Source organism: Streptomyces sp. BK340, assembly GCF_007827595.1.
Taxonomy (GTDB): Bacteria; Actinomycetota; Actinomycetes; order Streptomycetales; family Streptomycetaceae; genus Streptomyces.
The window spans coordinates 335,785-350,842 of the sequence record NZ_VISR01000002.1; the positions used below are offsets into that span (position 1 = coordinate 335,785).

At 70.2% G+C, this 15,058-nt stretch carries 16 protein-coding genes; 9 read left to right on the forward strand and 7 right to left on the reverse strand.

What is annotated here, in order from left to right; genetic code table 11:
• The first annotated feature begins 24 nt into the window (after window positions 1–24).
• Window positions 25–2,424, forward strand: a complete 2,400-nt coding sequence (locus FB157_RS04910; protein ID WP_145876303.1) for a tetratricopeptide repeat protein — start codon at window positions 25–27, stop codon at window positions 2,422–2,424.
• On the opposite strand, the gene FB157_RS04915 is transcribed toward FB157_RS04910, so the two are convergent.
• The gene (locus FB157_RS04915) at window positions 2,402–2,587 is read right to left on the reverse strand and encodes a DUF397 domain-containing protein (RefSeq protein ID WP_145876305.1); all 186 of its coding nucleotides are present in this window, start codon (window positions 2,585–2,587) and stop codon (window positions 2,402–2,404) included. The genes FB157_RS04910 and FB157_RS04915 overlap by 23 nt on opposite strands.
• On the reverse strand, window positions 2,584–3,396 hold the full coding sequence (locus FB157_RS04920) for a helix-turn-helix transcriptional regulator (RefSeq protein WP_145876307.1): 813 nt from the start codon (window positions 3,394–3,396) through the stop codon (window positions 2,584–2,586). The genes FB157_RS04915 and FB157_RS04920 overlap by 4 nt, the downstream gene beginning before the upstream one ends.
• A gap of 104 nt (window positions 3,397–3,500) precedes the next feature.
• Between FB157_RS04920 and FB157_RS04925 the strand changes: the two genes are divergently transcribed.
• The 4 genes from FB157_RS04925 (at window position 3,501) to FB157_RS04940 (ending at window position 5,536) form a co-directional block, all read left to right on the forward strand.
• The gene (locus tag FB157_RS04925) at window positions 3,501–3,917 is read left to right on the forward strand and encodes an ATP-binding protein (protein ID WP_398946261.1); all 417 of its coding nucleotides are present in this window, start codon (window positions 3,501–3,503) and stop codon (window positions 3,915–3,917) included.
• Window positions 3,918–4,143: 226 nt separating this feature from the next.
• Window positions 4,144–4,938, forward strand: a complete 795-nt coding sequence (locus FB157_RS04930) for a helix-turn-helix domain-containing protein (protein ID WP_145876309.1) — start codon at window positions 4,144–4,146, stop codon at window positions 4,936–4,938.
• Between the two features lie 30 nt (window positions 4,939–4,968).
• Window positions 4,969–5,226: a hypothetical protein gene (locus FB157_RS04935; protein ID WP_145876311.1), complete on the forward strand. Its 258-nt coding sequence runs from the start codon at window positions 4,969–4,971 to the stop codon at window positions 5,224–5,226.
• A gap of 49 nt (window positions 5,227–5,275) precedes the next feature.
• A complete protein-coding gene (locus FB157_RS04940; RefSeq protein WP_398946190.1) occupies window positions 5,276–5,536 on the forward strand; it encodes a hypothetical protein in 261 nt (86 codons plus the stop codon).
• Window positions 5,537–5,549: 13 nt separating this feature from the next.
• Here the strand turns inward: FB157_RS04940 and FB157_RS04945 are convergent, their stop codons facing one another.
• Window positions 5,550–6,002, reverse strand: a complete 453-nt coding sequence (locus FB157_RS04945) for an SgcJ/EcaC family oxidoreductase (RefSeq protein ID WP_145876314.1) — start codon at window positions 6,000–6,002, stop codon at window positions 5,550–5,552.
• A gap of 95 nt (window positions 6,003–6,097) precedes the next feature.
• Between FB157_RS04945 and FB157_RS04950 the strand changes: the two genes are divergently transcribed.
• Window positions 6,098–6,598, forward strand: a complete 501-nt coding sequence (locus FB157_RS04950; protein WP_145876316.1) for a MarR family winged helix-turn-helix transcriptional regulator — start codon at window positions 6,098–6,100, stop codon at window positions 6,596–6,598.
• A gap of 18 nt (window positions 6,599–6,616) precedes the next feature.
• Here FB157_RS04950 and FB157_RS04955 read toward each other — a convergent pair whose 3' ends face one another.
• Complete coding sequence (locus FB157_RS04955) at window positions 6,617–7,642, reverse strand: alpha/beta fold hydrolase (protein ID WP_145876318.1); 1,026 nt, start codon at window positions 7,640–7,642, stop codon at window positions 6,617–6,619.
• A gap of 105 nt (window positions 7,643–7,747) precedes the next feature.
• Between FB157_RS04955 and FB157_RS04960 the strand changes: the two genes are divergently transcribed.
• The gene (locus FB157_RS04960) at window positions 7,748–8,488 is read left to right on the forward strand and encodes a TetR/AcrR family transcriptional regulator (protein WP_145876320.1); all 741 of its coding nucleotides are present in this window, start codon (window positions 7,748–7,750) and stop codon (window positions 8,486–8,488) included.
• A 95-nt stretch (window positions 8,489–8,583) separates the two neighbouring features.
• Complete coding sequence (locus tag FB157_RS04965) at window positions 8,584–9,699, forward strand: ADP-ribosylglycohydrolase family protein (protein WP_145876322.1); 1,116 nt, start codon at window positions 8,584–8,586, stop codon at window positions 9,697–9,699.
• Between the two features lie 12 nt (window positions 9,700–9,711).
• Here the strand turns inward: FB157_RS04965 and FB157_RS04970 are convergent, their stop codons facing one another.
• The gene (locus tag FB157_RS04970) at window positions 9,712–11,271 is read right to left on the reverse strand and encodes a sodium:solute symporter family protein (protein WP_145876799.1); all 1,560 of its coding nucleotides are present in this window, start codon (window positions 11,269–11,271) and stop codon (window positions 9,712–9,714) included.
• Window positions 11,272–11,375: 104 nt separating this feature from the next.
• Complete coding sequence (locus tag FB157_RS04975) at window positions 11,376–12,164, reverse strand: SDR family oxidoreductase (protein ID WP_145876324.1); 789 nt, start codon at window positions 12,162–12,164, stop codon at window positions 11,376–11,378.
• A gap of 92 nt (window positions 12,165–12,256) precedes the next feature.
• Here FB157_RS04975 and FB157_RS04980 point away from each other — a divergent pair, with 92 nt between their 5' ends.
• Window positions 12,257–13,105: a hypothetical protein gene (locus FB157_RS04980; protein ID WP_145876326.1), complete on the forward strand. Its 849-nt coding sequence runs from the start codon at window positions 12,257–12,259 to the stop codon at window positions 13,103–13,105.
• Window positions 13,106–13,114: 9 nt separating this feature from the next.
• Here FB157_RS04980 and FB157_RS04985 read toward each other — a convergent pair whose 3' ends face one another.
• Window positions 13,115–15,058 (reverse strand): MFS transporter, encoded by a 1,944-nt coding sequence (locus FB157_RS04985; RefSeq protein WP_186581347.1) that lies wholly within the window; start codon window positions 15,056–15,058, stop codon window positions 13,115–13,117.

Consider the following 15,058-nt stretch of genomic DNA (forward strand, 5'->3'; position numbering starts at 1 on the left):
TGACCTCGGGGGAAGGGCGTACGGATGGCGCGGGCACGGCGGTCGATGCAGGAGCTGATCGGGCGGCGCCGGCGGGCCGGATTCGTCGGCCGGAGCGACGAACGGGCCGCATTCCGGGAGAACCTGGACCTCCCTGCGGAGGACGAACGTCACCGCTTCCTCTTCCACGTCCACGGCAACGCCGGTGTCGGAAAGACGTTCCTGGTCCGGGAGCTGGAGCAGATCGCCCGGGAGCGGGGTGCGCTCACGGCCTACGTCGACGAGGCTGTGGGCAGCGTGCCGGAGGCGATGGCGGCGATGAGCCGCGAATTCGCCGGTCAGGGTCACGAGTTGAAGAAGTTCGACCGTGCGCTGGCCGCCTACCGGGAGCGGCGCCACGAGGCGGAGGCGGTGGCGGCGGGGCTGGAGCCGGAGGGCCCTTCACCGGTGACGGCCACCGCCGTCCGCGCCGGGCTCGCGGGCCTGGGCCTGATACCGGGCGCCGGACCGTTCGTGGGCGCCGTCGACCCGGTCCAACTCGCCCAGTACGCCGACAAATTGAAACGCGGCCTCAGCGCCCGATTCGCCAGCCAGGACGACGTGCAACTCGTCCTGTCACCCGAACAGGTGCTGACACCCAAGCTGCTGGACGAACTGGCCGACCTGGCGACTGCCGTGCCCTGGATCGTGCTCTTCTTCGACACCTACGAGCGGATCGGGCCCTTCGTGGACGCCTGGTTGAACGAGGCGATGACGAGCGACCGGCACGGGACGCTGCCCGCCAACGTGATCGTGGTGACCGCTGGCCAACGCCCCTTCGACACCGCCCGCTGGCCCGGCTTCGCGGACTTCATGACGGACGTACCGCTCGGGTCGTTCACGGAGGCGGAGGCTCGGGGCCTGCTCGCGGACCGGGGTGTGGTGGCCGAGCCGGTCGTCTCAGAGGTACTGCGCCTGACGGGCGGGCTCCCGCTGCTGGTGTCCACCCTGGCCGAACAGCGTCCCGCCGACCCGGACGACATCGGAGACCCCAGCGCCACGGCCGTCGAACGCTTCCTGAAGTGGGAGCCGGATCCGGTCCGGCGGGGTGTGGCACTGGCCTGTGCACTGCCCCGGCGCCTGGACGCCGACGTCTTCCGGGCGGTGGTGGAGCGTCCGGAGGACGAGGCCGAAGTCCTGTACGACTGGCTGCGGGGCCTGCCGTTCGTCAGCGAGCGCGGCGACCGGGCGCAGTACCACGACGTCGTACGCGCCCCGATGCTCCGCCTGCAGCGCCGGCGCTCGCCCCGGGGCTGGACGCAGCGGCAGCGGCGGCTGGCCGAGGAGTTCGGCCGCTGGCGGGAGGAGACGGCCGCGGGACGGGACACCGACGAGCTGTGGGCGGACGCGCAGTGGCGGGAGCTGCGGCTGGCGGAGTCGTACCACCTGCTGTGCGCGGGACCGGCCCGCGAGACCCTGCCCATGGTGCTGGGCGACATGACCGGCGCCTGCAAGGAGGGCGAAGCGGTGGCCCGCCGGTGGGCACGGACCCTGGCGGAGGCGGGCGAGGACGCGGACGACGAGACCGTGCGCGTCTGGGGACGTGACCTGCTCGGCGTGCTGGAGGAGGGGATCTTCGAGGCGCTCGGCCTGCTGTTGGGCAGGGGCGGCCTCGACACGTCGGCCCAGGTGCTCGCACGGGTGCTGCGCGCCCGTGAGCTGAGACTGCGCTCCGACTACGAGCGTGCCGTCGCCGAGTGCGAACACGCCATGGCGGCCGACGCGGACAGCTGGCTTGCGTACTACTGGCGCGCGCTGGTCCGCGCCGACCTCGGCGACCGCGAGTCCGCGGTCGCGGACCTGGTCCGCGCCGGGGAACTCTCGCCGGACAACGCCAGGGTCCTCTACGCGCGCGGCGAGTACCGGCGGGAGCAGGGCCACTACGAAGCGGCGCTCGGCGACCTGGACCGTGCCGTGGCCCTGCAGCCGGGCTACGGCGGAGCGTGGGCGTCCCGGGGCGTCACGCAGTACGCTCTGGGCCGCCTGGACCGCGCGCTCATCGACCTGGACCGGGCCCTGGACCTCGATCCCGAGGACGTGTGGGCCCTGGCGAGCAGGTCCCGGGTGTGGCGCGCCCGGGGCGAACACGACCGCCAGCTCGCGGATCTGGACCGCGCGCTGCGACTCCATCCGGACTCGCCCTGGATCGCCTGCGTACGGGGCGACGCGCTCAGGAACGCGAGCCGCGACGAGGAGGCACTCGCCGAGTACGACCGGGCCCTGCGCACCAACCCCGACTACGCCTCCGCCCACGCCAGCCGAGGCGCCTCCCTGGCCAACCTTGGCCGCCACCGCGAGGCACTCACCGCCCTGGACCGCGCTCTGGAACTCGCGCCCGACTACCCCTGGGCCATGAACCGCCGCACGGAGGTGCTCCTGGTGCTCAACTCCGCGCCGCGAACGTGAGGAACTCCGTCCAGGTGGGGCCGGTGACGGTGAGTCGGGCGCCTTGCTTGTTCTTGGAGTCGCGGATGTGGATGGTGGCGGGGGTTATGGCTACTTCGACGCAGTCGGGACCGTCAGCGCTGCTGTAGCTGCTCTTGAACCACGTCAGCGTGGAGGTGGTCATGCTTCGTCTCCCAGCACTTTCTCGATGAACGCCATCGACTCCCGGGGCGGGAGAGCCTGTGCTCGGATCATTCCATAGCGCATGTCGAGGATCTGTACTTCCCGGGGGTCGCTGATCACTCTGCTGTGCAACTGGACTTCCAAGTGTCCCAGCGTCTTGCCGTTCCGGAGCTTGAGGAGTCGGATGGGTCCGCTCAGCCCGGCGTGATCCTGCCGGTCCGTAGGCATCACCTGGATCTCCACATGCGGCAACTTGCCGACGTCCAGGAGGTGTTCCAGCTGCCGACGCAGAACCTCTTTGCCCCCGACGGGCCTTCGCAGGGTCACCTCCTCCTGAACGAACGTGATCAGCGGGCGCGGCACCCTGGCGAAGACGGACTTCCGTGCCATGCGCGCTGCGACGAGCCGCTCGATCTCGTCCTCTGTGTAGGACGGGCGCCGCAGCGTGTACACCGCCTGGGCGTACTCAGCCGTCTGCAACAAGCCGTGGATGTGAGAGCTGACGTAAGCCCCCATCTCGATGGCCTCGTCCTCCAACTTGGCCAGGTCCCGCACGTTCTTCGGATAGCGGGCCCTCTCCACGTCCTCCTTCATCGCGGACAACTTCCCGCCCGCGCCCAGCACTTCATCGGCCTTGTCGAGGAAGTCGGGCTTGGCGAGCCGACGCCCACGCTCCACCGAGGAGACCATCTCCTCGCCGTACCCGATGGCATCGCCCAGCTCGGTCTGCCGCATCCCGGCCGACTCCCGCCACAGCTTGATCTGCCGTCCGACCGCCTTGAGTACGGCCTCGGCCTCCTCGTCCTCCACCCTCACCCCTCCTGACGTACGAGCCGTACGACGGCACAAGGCACCCGGACAGTCACGTTGCGTACCGTGGTCGTCGCTGTTCAGAGTAGGGAGCGGCGGCCACGCTGGGTGACGTGAATCAGAAAACCCACCTCAGGATCCAGCTCTCCGCCACCCGCAGAGGTGCCCGCCTCGCCCGCCTCCTCACCGAGCGCCAACTGGATGAGTGGGGCGTGCCGTTCGAGGAAGCGGCGCAGGTGGTGGCGGAGCTGGCCGCCAACGCCGTACTGCACGGCCGGGTCACGGGAAGAGACTTCCGGCTCGGCCTGGCACTGCACGACGACGGCACGCTCCGTATCGAGGTGACCGACGCCCGGGGCGACCGGATCCCGCGAACCCCGGACCCGGCGGACGGGGCGTCGGAGTCCGGCCGGGGATTACTGATCGTCGCGGCCTGTGCCCACCGCTGGGGCGTTGACGAGGCCCCCGCCAACGCCAAGACGGTCTGGGCCGAACTCACACCGGGACGCGCCGGGGCGTGACCCGGCGGCTCCCGACGCCAAAGACCAAAGAACCGGGGAAAGAACCAACCCCACCCCCACCGCCCCCGTCGATCACCCGCGGGAGTGAATATGCCCAACGCAACTGGCGCGGTGGGACAGTTGTGGTGCAACGTCGGCGAAAGCAACCCCAGACATGCATCGGCCCTCGCCGGGACGGCAATCCCAGTGCGAGGGCCTGATCACCTAGGAAGAAAGCCCCTTCCCGATGACTGACAAGCAGCCTAGCGCGCCCGCGTGCGCCAAGACCCCGCCTTCCCACTCCGGTGTCACCCATGTGAAGGAACGCCTCGACGGCAACTTCACCGTCATCAGCAATGAACTGCTCCAGCACCCGGAGTTGTCCTCCACGGCGAAGGGCATCGGGGGCTACATCCAATCGCTGCCCGAGGGCGCCCCGGTCGGCATCAAGGCGTTGGCGGAGCAGTTGCCCGAGGGGGAGATCAGGATCGCCTCCGCCCTGCGCGAGTTGGAGAAGTACGGGTTCTACTCACGCCCCAAGGAGCGTCTTTCATCGGGCCAGGTCGTGACCCGCACGATCTGGTACAACAGGCCGCGTCGCGCGGTGGTGGAAGCCGGCCGGGCCCCTCAGGAGTCGGCTGCCGTCCCTGCCCCGCCGAAGGCTCCGGCGCCGCACCACAAGGTCGCCGAACTGCTCGCCGGACTTCGCGCGCACGATTCCCGTCTGCTCCTCACCGAACGGGACGTATGCCGTCTGGGCCCGTCCGTCACCGAGTGGCTGGACAGAGGCGTGCCCCCCACAGTCGTCGTACGCACCCTCACGACAGGTCTCCCCCAGGACCCGATCAAGCACCCGGCGGCCTTCCTGGCCCACCGCCTCACCACCCGACTGCCCCCGCACCTGCCCGATGCTCCGCCCCCGAGCGTCACGCCACCTCGCCCCGACCCGCTCCAGACCTGCGACGGCTGCGATCGGGCCTTCAGGGCCCCGCGGCCAGGGCGCTGCCGCGACTGCCGGGCGCCGTCCGAGCAAGCAGCCTGACCTGCCGAGCTCCCTCAGGAGAGGAATCCGATGACCTACCAGTACCGGCCGACGGACTACAGGTACCGGCCCACGCCCAAGGCACGCATCTTCGCGGGGCACGACGACCTCGCCCAGCACCCGGAGTTGTCCCTCATGGCGATCGGCGTCGGGGTCCACCTCCGGATGCTGCCCGAAGGGGCCCCGACCAGCGTCCAGGCGCTGGCCTCGCAGCTCCGGGACAGCGAGTTCGAGATCGCCGCCGCCCTGCAGGAGTTGAAAGACCACGGCTTCCTCCCCAAGGCCTGACGGCTCCCATGCCCGAGCTGACGCCGGAGGCGTTGCGGGCGGCGGTCGCGTGCATCGCTCCGAGTCGGGTGCGCTGACGCGGCACCTCCTCGAAGCTACGACCAACGCGCAACAGACCCAGAGCCTCGCGCCGCTGTGCGCCTTCGTTCACTCCTGGGCCGTGTTCGTGGCGATCGAACGGCACCCCGAACGTGCCGCCCGACTGAGGGAGCTGGAACGCATCGTGGATGCGGGGGAGCAGGACCCCGCAGAGGCCATCGTGGAGATCCGGTCGATCCGAGAGGCGGCCGAGAGGGAGGCCGGGCTGTGACGGATTTCGCGGCTCACCGCTCCGCCGCCGGGACGAGCCCCGGCGCGAACCGGTAGGAGACCGACTCCATCAGCGGCTTGCGCTTGGTGTTGTGGAAGGCCGCGATGCGCCACGCGCCGTCGCTTCCGCGGACCAGGGTGTACGTCTGGATCTTGGTGAGCTTGCTCGGCCGCTTGCCCTTGTAGGTGTCGCCGCGCCCGTTGACCACGGCCGTGTCCGTTCCGTGGAAACGGATGTCGAGGACCTCGTCGGCGAGCCTGGTGCCTTTGAGGAAGCCCGTGAACAGGGTGCGGTGGCTGTCCACGATGTCCTGGCGCCCCTGGTAGAAGGTGCCGACGTAGGTGATGTAGGTGGCGTCGGCGGTGAACAGCTCGCCGTAGGCGTCGGCGTCGTGCCGCTCCCATGCGGCGACCAGTTCGTTCAGTACGGAGGTGATGGCGGCGACGTCGTGGCTGGCGTTCGACATGGTGGAGGTCTCCTCTGCTCGCTAGACTGCATGCAGATTCTGAACGAAAGCAGTATCTGCATCCGTGCAGATAAATTTAGGAGGGAACTCCGGTGGTGGCAACCCCTGTGGGTGGCGGGGACGAGCACGTGATCTTCCGCCAGTACCTGGACGCGGTGGGCCTCCAGGGCCTGGCCAGCGCGGAGGCCGCCGGTCTGCACACGTCGGAGTGGTACGCGCTCAGCCTGATCGCGGCGGAAGGCGGGCTCACCTCGGGTGAACTGGCCACCAGGACCGGGCTGACCACCGGTGCGACCACGCGCCTGATCGACCGCCTGGAGCGGGCCGGGTACGCGCGCCGCACCGCGGACCCCAGGGACCGCCGACGGGTGATCGTCGAGCCGGTCCCGGACGCGCTCGGCCGGATCGAGGAGGTCGTGGGCCCCGCCCGCCGCCACATCGCCGAGATCCTCGCCCGCTACACCCCTGACCAGCGCGCTGTGCTCTTCGACTACTTCGAGCACGCCGCGCCCGCGTTCCGTGCGGCCACCGAGGAGATCCGCCGGTCGGTGGCGCCCAGGCGCAGGAGGGCCGCGCGGCCCGAGGACGGCGGCTGACCCCTGCGTCACGGTGCTTCAGCGCACCGCCGCGTCCCCCGTCACCACGGGCCGTACCTTGTTCAGCATCAGGTCCAGGAACTGGTCCGGGTGCCGGAAGGACGCGAAGTGGCTCGCCTCCCTGATGAGGGCGAAGTCCTTCACGGGGGCCGTGACGTCCTCGAAGAAGCGGCGGGCCGGCTCCGGTGGGGTCAGGACGTCGCTGTCGCCCTGGAAGAGGAAGAAGGGGAGGCGGAAGGACGTGCCCTCGGCCCGCTCGTCGACCGTCATCGCCTGCGGGCCCAGCTGCTCGGAGAAGTTCATGCCCTTCAGGTACGAGCGCAGCCCGCGCAGGGTGTGGAACGGGGAGAACCACAGCGAGCGGATCACCACCGTCTTCATCGTGTCGTAGGTCAGCGGGTCGGTCGTGACGACGATCTTCGCGTGCTCCGACCACTCGTGTGCGGACCAGGCCGTGCGGTCCGGGCCCATCGCCACCACCTTCGCCAGCTCCTTCTTCTTGCCCGCCTTCTCCAGCCGGGCCAGCAGCGCCTCGTACGACGAGGTGTCGCGGCCACCGCCGATGATGTTCTGGTCGGTGCCGACGTACGCCGAGTACAGCTCGGGGTGGTTGCGGGCCAGCCGCAGACCGGTGACCGTGCCGAAGCTGTTGGCGACGAGGAGGAGCTTGGCGACGCCGAGGCGGGCGCGGACGTGTTCCGTCACCTCCAGGGCGTCGGCGTAGAGGCGGTCGAGCGTCATCTCGCCCTGGCCGGCCGGGCCGCCCGCCGCGAACGTCCTGCCCGCGCCCCGCATGTCCCAGCGCACGATCGTGAAGTGCCGCTCCCAGGCGCGGGTGCGCGGGGTGAAGATCAGGTTGGAGGCGCCGGGGCCGCCGTGGATCTCCAGGACCACGGGGTTCGACAGGTCCTCGCCGCGGATGGAGATCCACTGGTCGATGCCGCCGATGCGGACGTACGACCCCTCGTCGATGCCGTTCGGCGCGGTGATGCGCAGTTTCTTCGCGAGCGACGCGCGCTTGAGGGCCCGGTAGGTGAGCAGCATGGTGTTCCCCCTAAACTGTTTATGCCGTCAGCAGTTGTGTTTACGGTATATACAGTTGGTGGTCGGAGTCAACGGGCTTCGTCCGGACCGAAGGGGAGGGACCGCATGGCCGCCCGGAACAAGGAGCAGGACAAGCCGCGTGACCCGCGGGCGAGCCTCGCGCTGCTGTGGGGCGAGCAGGAGCAGCCCACCCGCGGGCCCAAGCCGAAGCTGTCCCCGCAGCGGATCGCCGCGGCCGCCGTCGAACTGGCCGACGGGGAAGGGCTGGACGCCGTCTCGATGAGCAAGGTGGCCGGCGGGTTCGGTGTCTCGGCGATGGCGCTGTACCGGTACGTACCGGGGAAGACCGAACTCGTCGAGCTGATGGTGGAGGCGGTGCTGGCCGAGGGCCCGGATCTGTCGGGTGTGCCGGACGGTGACTGGCGGGCGGGGGCGCGCGAGTGGGTGCGGCAGTGTGCGCGGGTCTACTCCGCCCACCCCTGGCTGCTCTCCGCCACCGCGATGCGCCGCCAGGTCATGGGGCCGCGGCAGCTGGGCTGGCTGGACGCGGCGCTCGCCGCCCTCGAACCGACCGGCCTCGGCGCCGCCCAGCGGCACCAGGTGTTCCTGCTCCTCGTCGGACTCGTGCGCAACCTCGCCCAGCAGGTGTCCGATTACGACGAGGAGCAGGACCGGGAGTGGGACCGGCTCACCGGCGAGCTCCTCGCCCGGCACGCGGACCGCTTCCCGGCCCTCACCAGGGCGATCGCCGAGGGCGCCTTCGACCCGGCAGGTGTCGATCCGCTCGACTTCGGCCTCGACCGGATTCTGGACGGGGTCGAAGCGCTCATGGCTGTGCGGGAATGACCGGGCGGGCCTGATTTGCCCCCGTGAACCGATCGTCCCTGGTCGATTACAGTGCTGAGCGTCGTACGTACGGACGGTGCCGTGAGGAGGTCTGAGTGAGTACGACGTCCGTTGCCGTCTGGGGCCGCGTGGAACAGCAGGACTTCCGCAGCCGGGTGCGCGGCACCCTGCTCGGCGCGGCCGTCGGCGACGCGCTCGGCGGGCCTGCCGACGCGCTCGCCCTGGACGAGATCCGTTCCGTGTACGGCGGGGAAGGACTGCTCGACCTGGCCTTCGGGCACGGGCGGCGCGGTACCGTCACCCACCACACCCAGCTCACCCTCTTCACGGTGGACGGGCTGATCCGCGCCCAGGTGCGCCGCGACACCGGCGCCTGGCATCCGCCGACCGATCTGCACCGGGCGTATCTGCGGTGGGCGGCCACCCAGCGGGACTGGGGCCCCGACGAGCGCCGCAAGGACGACGGCTGGCTGGCGCGGGAGGAGTGGCTGTACGCCCGGCGGGACCCGACCCGGGCCCTGCTCGTCGGACTCGGCGACGAGACCATGGGCACGCTGGAGGCCCCGAAGAACCCCGGTGAACTGGGCCCGGAGGCCGTGGCCCGCTCCGGCCCCTTCGGTCTCCTGGTCGGCTGGGAACCCCAACTGGTCATCCAGCTGGCCGTGGAGTGCGCCGCCCAGACCCACGGCCACCCCATCGCCTACCTCTCGGCGGGCGCGTACGCCGTCATCGTGCATGCGCTGGCCCGCGGGGAGAGCCTGGACAGCGCCGTGCAGCGGGCCCTCGCCCTGCTCGCCGCCAGGCCCGGGCACCAGCCCGTCTCCGACGCACTCCAGCACGCGCTGGGCGCGGTACGGCAGGGCCTGCCCGGCCCGTCAAGGGTGGAGGAACTGGCCGGCGACGGCACCGCGGACGGCCTGCTGGCCGCGGCCGTGTACTGCGCGCTGGTGGGGGAGGACGTACGCCACGGCCTCTGCCTCGCGGTGAACCAGAGCGGCCCCTCCGCGGCGGCGGGCGCCCTCACCGGCGGGCTCCTCGGCGCCCTCCACGGCGAAACGGCCCTCCCCCCGGCCTGGCTGACCGAGCTGGAGGGCCGTCCGACGATCCTGGAACTCGCCGACGATTTCGCGATGGAGATGACCCAGGGGCCCGCGCTGCACGGCCCCGCGGGGTCGTCCCCGGGGTGGCTGGCCCGATACCCGCGGGCCTGAGCCAGGTGTCCGCTACGGCGCTCCCACCACGTCGTCCCCCGCGCCCGCCGGCACCGGGACCGCCGCCGCGCCGTCCCCGTCCGTGTTGACCTTCTCGATGATCGCCAGGCGTTCGGGGGTGTCCTCCGGCTTCAGGTAGCCGATGAGGACGTACAGGACCAGGGAGACCGCCAGCGGGATCGAGACCTGGTACTGGAGCGGGACTCCGCCGTCGACGTTCCAGTTGATGGGGTAGTTGACCAGCCAGAAGGCCAGCAGGCCCGCCGCCCAGCTGGTGAGTGCCGCCGTCGGGCCGGAGCGGCGGAACGTGCGCAGCAGACCCAGCATCATCGGGATCGCGATCGGGCCCATGAGACCGGCGACCCACTTGATGACGACCGTGATGATGTCCTTGAAGGCGGGGGAGTTGACCTGCGTCGCGACCGTCATGGACAGACCGAGGAAGACGACGGTCGTCACCCGGGCCGCGATCAGGCCCGAGCGTTCCGTCCACGACCGCGCCTTCGTCGACACCACCGGCGCCACGTCCCGCGTGAACACCGCGGCGATCGCGTTCGCGTCCGAGGAGCACATGGCCATCGTGTGCGAGAAGAAACCGACGATGACGAGACCCAACAGGCCGTGCGGCAGCAGCTGTTCGGTCATCAGGGCGTAGGAGTCCGAGCCGTCCGGCTTCTGCGCGTGGACGAGCAGCGGGGACATCCACATGGGGAAGAAGAGGACGACCGGCCAGACCAGCCAGAGGATCGACGACAGGCGCGCCGAGCGCTCGGCCTCGTGCGCGCTGCCCGTGGCCATGTAGCGCTGGGCCTGGTTGAGCATGCCGCCGTTGTACTCGAAGAGCTTGATGAACAGGAACGCGAGCAGGAAGACCGTGCCGTAGGGGCCGACCAGCGGCTTGCCGTGGCCGTGCAGCGCGGGCTCGTCCCAGGCGCCGGAGAAGCCGATGTTCTTGTCGTCCAGCTTCAGCACGACCGCGACGAACATCGATATGCCGGCCAGCAACTGGATGACGAACTGGCCGAGTTCGGTCAGCGCGTCCGCCCACAGGCCGCCGATCGTGCAGTAGACGGCGGTGATCGCGCCGGTGATGAGGATGCCCTGGTTCAGCGACACCCCCGTGAACACCGACAACAGGGTCGCGATCGCCGCCCACTTGGCGCCCACGTCCACGATCTTCAGCAGTATGCCCGACCAGGCGAGCGCCTGCTGTGTGGGCAGGTTGTAGCGGTTCTTCAGGTACTCCAGCGGAGAGGCCACATGGAGCCGGGACCGCAGCCGGTTGATGCGCGGCGCGAACAGTTTGGAGCCGATGGCGATGCCGAGCGCGATCGGGAAGGACCAGGTGATGAAGGAGGTGACGCCGTAGGTGTAGGCGATCCCCGCGTACCCCGTGAACATCACCGCGCTGTAGCCCGACATGTGGTGCGAGATGCCGGACAGCCACCAGGGCATCCTGCCGCCGGCCGTGAAGAAGTCGCTGACGTTGTCGACGCGCTTGTGCGACCAGACGCCGATCGCGACCATCACTCCGAAGTAGCCGATCAGCACGGCCCAGTCGAGACTGTTCATGTGCTCGATCGTGGGTGCGGTCACGTGAACACGACAAGCGACCGTAAGGTCAAGTCAGAGTAAAGATGTTCGACGAGATGACTGACGTTCATCTATATGAACAGCTAGCGCATCAGCTCCCCCGCGTTGACCAGCAGCGACTGTCCCGTGACGGCCCTCGCCCGGTCCGAGGCCAGGAACACCGCCGCGTCGGCCACGTCCCCGTCCGTCGCCAGCTCCGGCAGCGCCATCCGCTCCGTCAGCCGCCCGAGCACCTCCGCCTCCGGCACCCCTTCCGTGTGCGCGGTGAACTGGACGTACGCCTGCACCGGCGGCCCCCACATCCAGCCCGGCAGCACCGTGTTGACCCGGATCCGGTCCGGTCCCAGCTCTCGCGCCAGTGAGTACATCGCGCTGGTCAGCGCCCCCTTCGAGGCGGCGTACGCGGCCTGCTTCACCTGTGAGGGCGCGGCGACCGCCGACTGCGTCCCGACGAAGACGACCGATCCGCCGCCCGCCGCCCTCAGGGCCGGCAGGCACGCCCGCGTCATCCGCAGCGTCCCCAGCAGGTTCACTTCGATGACCGACTGCCAGGTCGCGAAGTCCGCGTCCTCGACCCCGCCGAAGTAGGAGTCCCAGGCGGCCACGTGCACCACGGCGTGAACGGCCCCGAAGCGTTCCCGCGCCAGTGCGGCCAGCGCCTCGCACTGCCTCTCGTCGGTGATGTCGGTCGCCCGGTACGCCGTGTGCCCGCCGGCCGGATCGATCTCGGCCGCGCTCTTGGCGAGGTTCGTCTCGGTGCGCGCCCCCAGCACCGCGTTCCCGCCGTCCCGTACGACGGCCGCGGCGACCTGATGGCCGAGCCCGGCCCCGACTCCCGAGACGACGACGGTCTTGCCTGTGAGCAGTGACATGGCGGACCTCCAGCTGTCCTGGCTCTGGCGCATCATCTGACGGAGCGTCAGAGTATGGGCGAGTGGAGGAGGACGGAAGGGGAGGAGCGTTCATGTCCGAGGAGACCGACACCCGTAGCGAGACGTACGCCGAACTGGCCGCCGTGGGCCCCTACGGCGTCCACCCCGGCCACGCCCTGATCACCATGGTCGAGCCGCATCCCGGCCACGAGTACGCCTACAACCGCTGGTACGAGGACGACCACTACTACGCCGGCGCCATGGCCATGCCCTGGATGTACACCGGCCGCCGCTGGGTCGCCACCCGCGATCTGCAGCTCCTGCGCTACCCGGAGAAGTCGGCCGTCGCCCAGCCCGTCACGGCCGGCTGCTACATCTCCACGTACTGGATCACCGACGGCCGCTACGACGACCACATGAAGTGGACCGTCGCCATCAACAAGCGCCTCAACCGCGACGCCCGCGTCCACCACGCCCGCACCCACGTCTTCACGGCCTTCCAGGACCACGAGAGAACGGTCTACCGGGACGGCGCGGCGGGCCCCCGGGACTTCCACGCCCTCGACCACCCGTACGCGGGGCTTGTGGTCGGGGTGATCGACGCGGAGTCGGCGGAGCAGCGGGCACGGCTCGTCGAGTGGCTGACCGCCCGCCAACTGCCCCGCCGCCTGGCGGGGTCCCCGGCCGCGATGGTGACGCTCTTCCGGCCCACACCCCTGCCCGGCGACCGTATGACCTACGTGAAACAGGTCGAGGGCGTCGACACCCGCCTGACCCTTCTCTGGTTCCTGGAGAAGGACCCGCGGGAGTGCTGGGAGGAGCACTTCACCGGGTGGGACGAGCAGGTGGCGGAGTCAGGCCTGGGCCGGGTCGAACTGATGGCCCCGTTCATCCCCACGATCCCGGGCACGGACCGGTACGTCGCGGAGCTTCGCGGCTGACAGCCGGGCTCACTTCAGCTCGTCGGGGCAGGGAGTACCCCGCGGCAGCTGATACGGCGCGGCCAGGTGGTACGTCCCGGCCTTCGGCGCGAGCAGCGTCGTCCACTTGTCGCCCTTGGAGTCCTCCGGCGACTCCATCAGGCACCCGTTGACGTTGTCGTACGTCAAGCCGTCGGAGGTCTTCTGCGGCGGCTTCAGGCTCTTGCCCTGCCCGTCGACGATGCTCAGCCAGGGCGAGTACGGGATCTTGATCAGGATCCGGCCCGGCTTGTGCACCTGCAGCGTCATCTCGCCCTGCTCGGCCCGGTCCACCACCGTGTTCGGCTCGGCGAGCGACGTCGGATCGGTCACCCGGAACAGCTGCCAGTTGGCATCGCCCCAGATCTGCTTCAGGTACGGCATCCCGCGCTGCAGCAGCTGCCGCTCGCGCTCGCCGCCGTCCCCGTCCGGGTTGTCCTTGGGCAGCACGACGAAGTGCACGGCCCACCGCTGGAGCCACTCGTGGTAGTTCGCCGAGTTGAGCGTGTCGTCGTAGAAGAGCGGGTTGCGCTCCATGTCGGCCTGCCGGTTCCAGCCGCGGGCCAGGTTGACGTAGGGCGCGAGCGCGGAGGCCTCGCGGTGCGAGCGCGCCGGGACCACCTCGACCCTGCCCTTCTCCGCGCCGACGTTCTGGAGCTGGTTGACCAGCGGCGCCAGCTCACGGGCCCAGGACGCGGCAGGGGTCGTGTGGATGATGTCGTCGACCGTCTTGAAGCCGATCCAGCCGACGAAGCCCAGGAACGCCACCACGGCCACGTACCACTTGCGCGAGCGCGGCACCGTGTACGGCAGGGCTGCGATCAGTGCCGCGCCCGCGAACAGCATCGGCAGCCGCGAGATGTTCGAGCCGATCTGCGAGTTGATCAGCCAGACCAGGACGACGCCGAGGCTGTAGACGGCGGCCGTCAGCCGTACCGTGATCCACTCCTTGGGGACGAGGAACAGGCACAGCAGGCCGTACGCCAGGGGCATGATCACCGAGCCGAAGATCATCGGCTGGGTGCCCGAGAACGGGAACAGCCACGCCGAGACGGCGACCACCGCCGTGGGCGCGAGCCCCAGCGCCCACGCGCCGGGCCGCCGCTTCTGCAGGAACAGCGCGACGGCGACCAGGCCCACGAACAGCCCCGCGACCGGCGAGGCCATCGTGGCGAGCGCCGCCAGCGGGGCGGCGACCAGGGCCTTCGCCCAGCGTTTGTACCGCCACCGGTAGGGCCAGCAGAAGACGGCCGCGACCGCGCCGAGCGCGAACATCGTGCCGAGCCCGAAGGTCACCCGCCCGGACACCGCGTTGCAGAGCAGCGCGAAGACCCCGGCCATCGCGGCCCACAGCGGGTTCTTCACCGCCCGGCTGCGGATCAGCACGAGCGTCAGCAGGCCCGCCGAGACCGTCCCGGCGATCATCATCGTCGTACGGACGCCGAGGATCGACATCAGATACGGCGACACCACGCTGTACGAGACCGGGTGCATGCCCCCGTACCAGGCGAGGTTGTACGCCGAGTCCGGGTGCCGGCCGACGAACTCCGCCCAGGCGTCCTGGGCCGCGAGGTCGCCGCCGCTGTTCGCGAACGTGAAGAACCAGACGATGTGCAGGAGGCCGGCGAGAGCCGTGACCGACAGCACGGGGTGCAGCAGGAGCCGCTGCCGCAGGGGCTCGGCAGCGACGAGGAGCCGGGCGAGCCGGCCCTGACGCGCGGTCGTGCGGCCGTACGGTCGGTCGTCCGTACGGCTGTCAGAGCGCTCGTCCGCGTGGCTGTCCGTGTGACTGTCCCTGTGGCTGTCGGTGCGGTCCACGCGATGACCGTCCGTGTCGGCGCGACCGTCCGTGTCAGCCGTGGACAGGCGTATTCGAGGGCCGGAACCCGGGTCCGGGTCGGCGTCGTCCGCGCGTGTCGGCTCGGTTGTGGCCAC

Bases quoted from the DNA above. Each gene is read 5' to 3' on its own strand.
- FB157_RS04910 (WP_145876303.1), top strand. From the start codon at position 25: ATGGCGCGGGCACGGCGGTCGATGCAGGAGCTGATCGGGCGGCGCCGG.
- FB157_RS04915 (WP_145876305.1), bottom strand. From the start codon at position 2,587: ATGACCACCTCCACGCTGACGTGGTTCAAGAGCAGCTACAGCAGCGCT.
- FB157_RS04930 (WP_145876309.1), top strand. From the start codon at position 4,144: ATGACTGACAAGCAGCCTAGCGCGCCCGCGTGCGCCAAGACCCCGCCT.
- FB157_RS04935 (WP_145876311.1), top strand. From the start codon at position 4,969: ATGACCTACCAGTACCGGCCGACGGACTACAGGTACCGGCCCACGCCC.
- FB157_RS04945 (WP_145876314.1), bottom strand. From the start codon at position 6,002: ATGTCGAACGCCAGCCACGACGTCGCCGCCATCACCTCCGTACTGAAC.
- FB157_RS04955 (WP_145876318.1), bottom strand. From the start codon at position 7,642: ATGCTGCTCACCTACCGGGCCCTCAAGCGCGCGTCGCTCGCGAAGAAA.
- FB157_RS04960 (WP_145876320.1), top strand. From the start codon at position 7,748: ATGGCCGCCCGGAACAAGGAGCAGGACAAGCCGCGTGACCCGCGGGCG.
- FB157_RS04970 (WP_145876799.1), bottom strand. From the start codon at position 11,271: ATGAACAGTCTCGACTGGGCCGTGCTGATCGGCTACTTCGGAGTGATG.
- FB157_RS04975 (WP_145876324.1), bottom strand. From the start codon at position 12,164: ATGTCACTGCTCACAGGCAAGACCGTCGTCGTCTCGGGAGTCGGGGCC.
- FB157_RS04980 (WP_145876326.1), top strand. From the start codon at position 12,257: ATGTCCGAGGAGACCGACACCCGTAGCGAGACGTACGCCGAACTGGCC.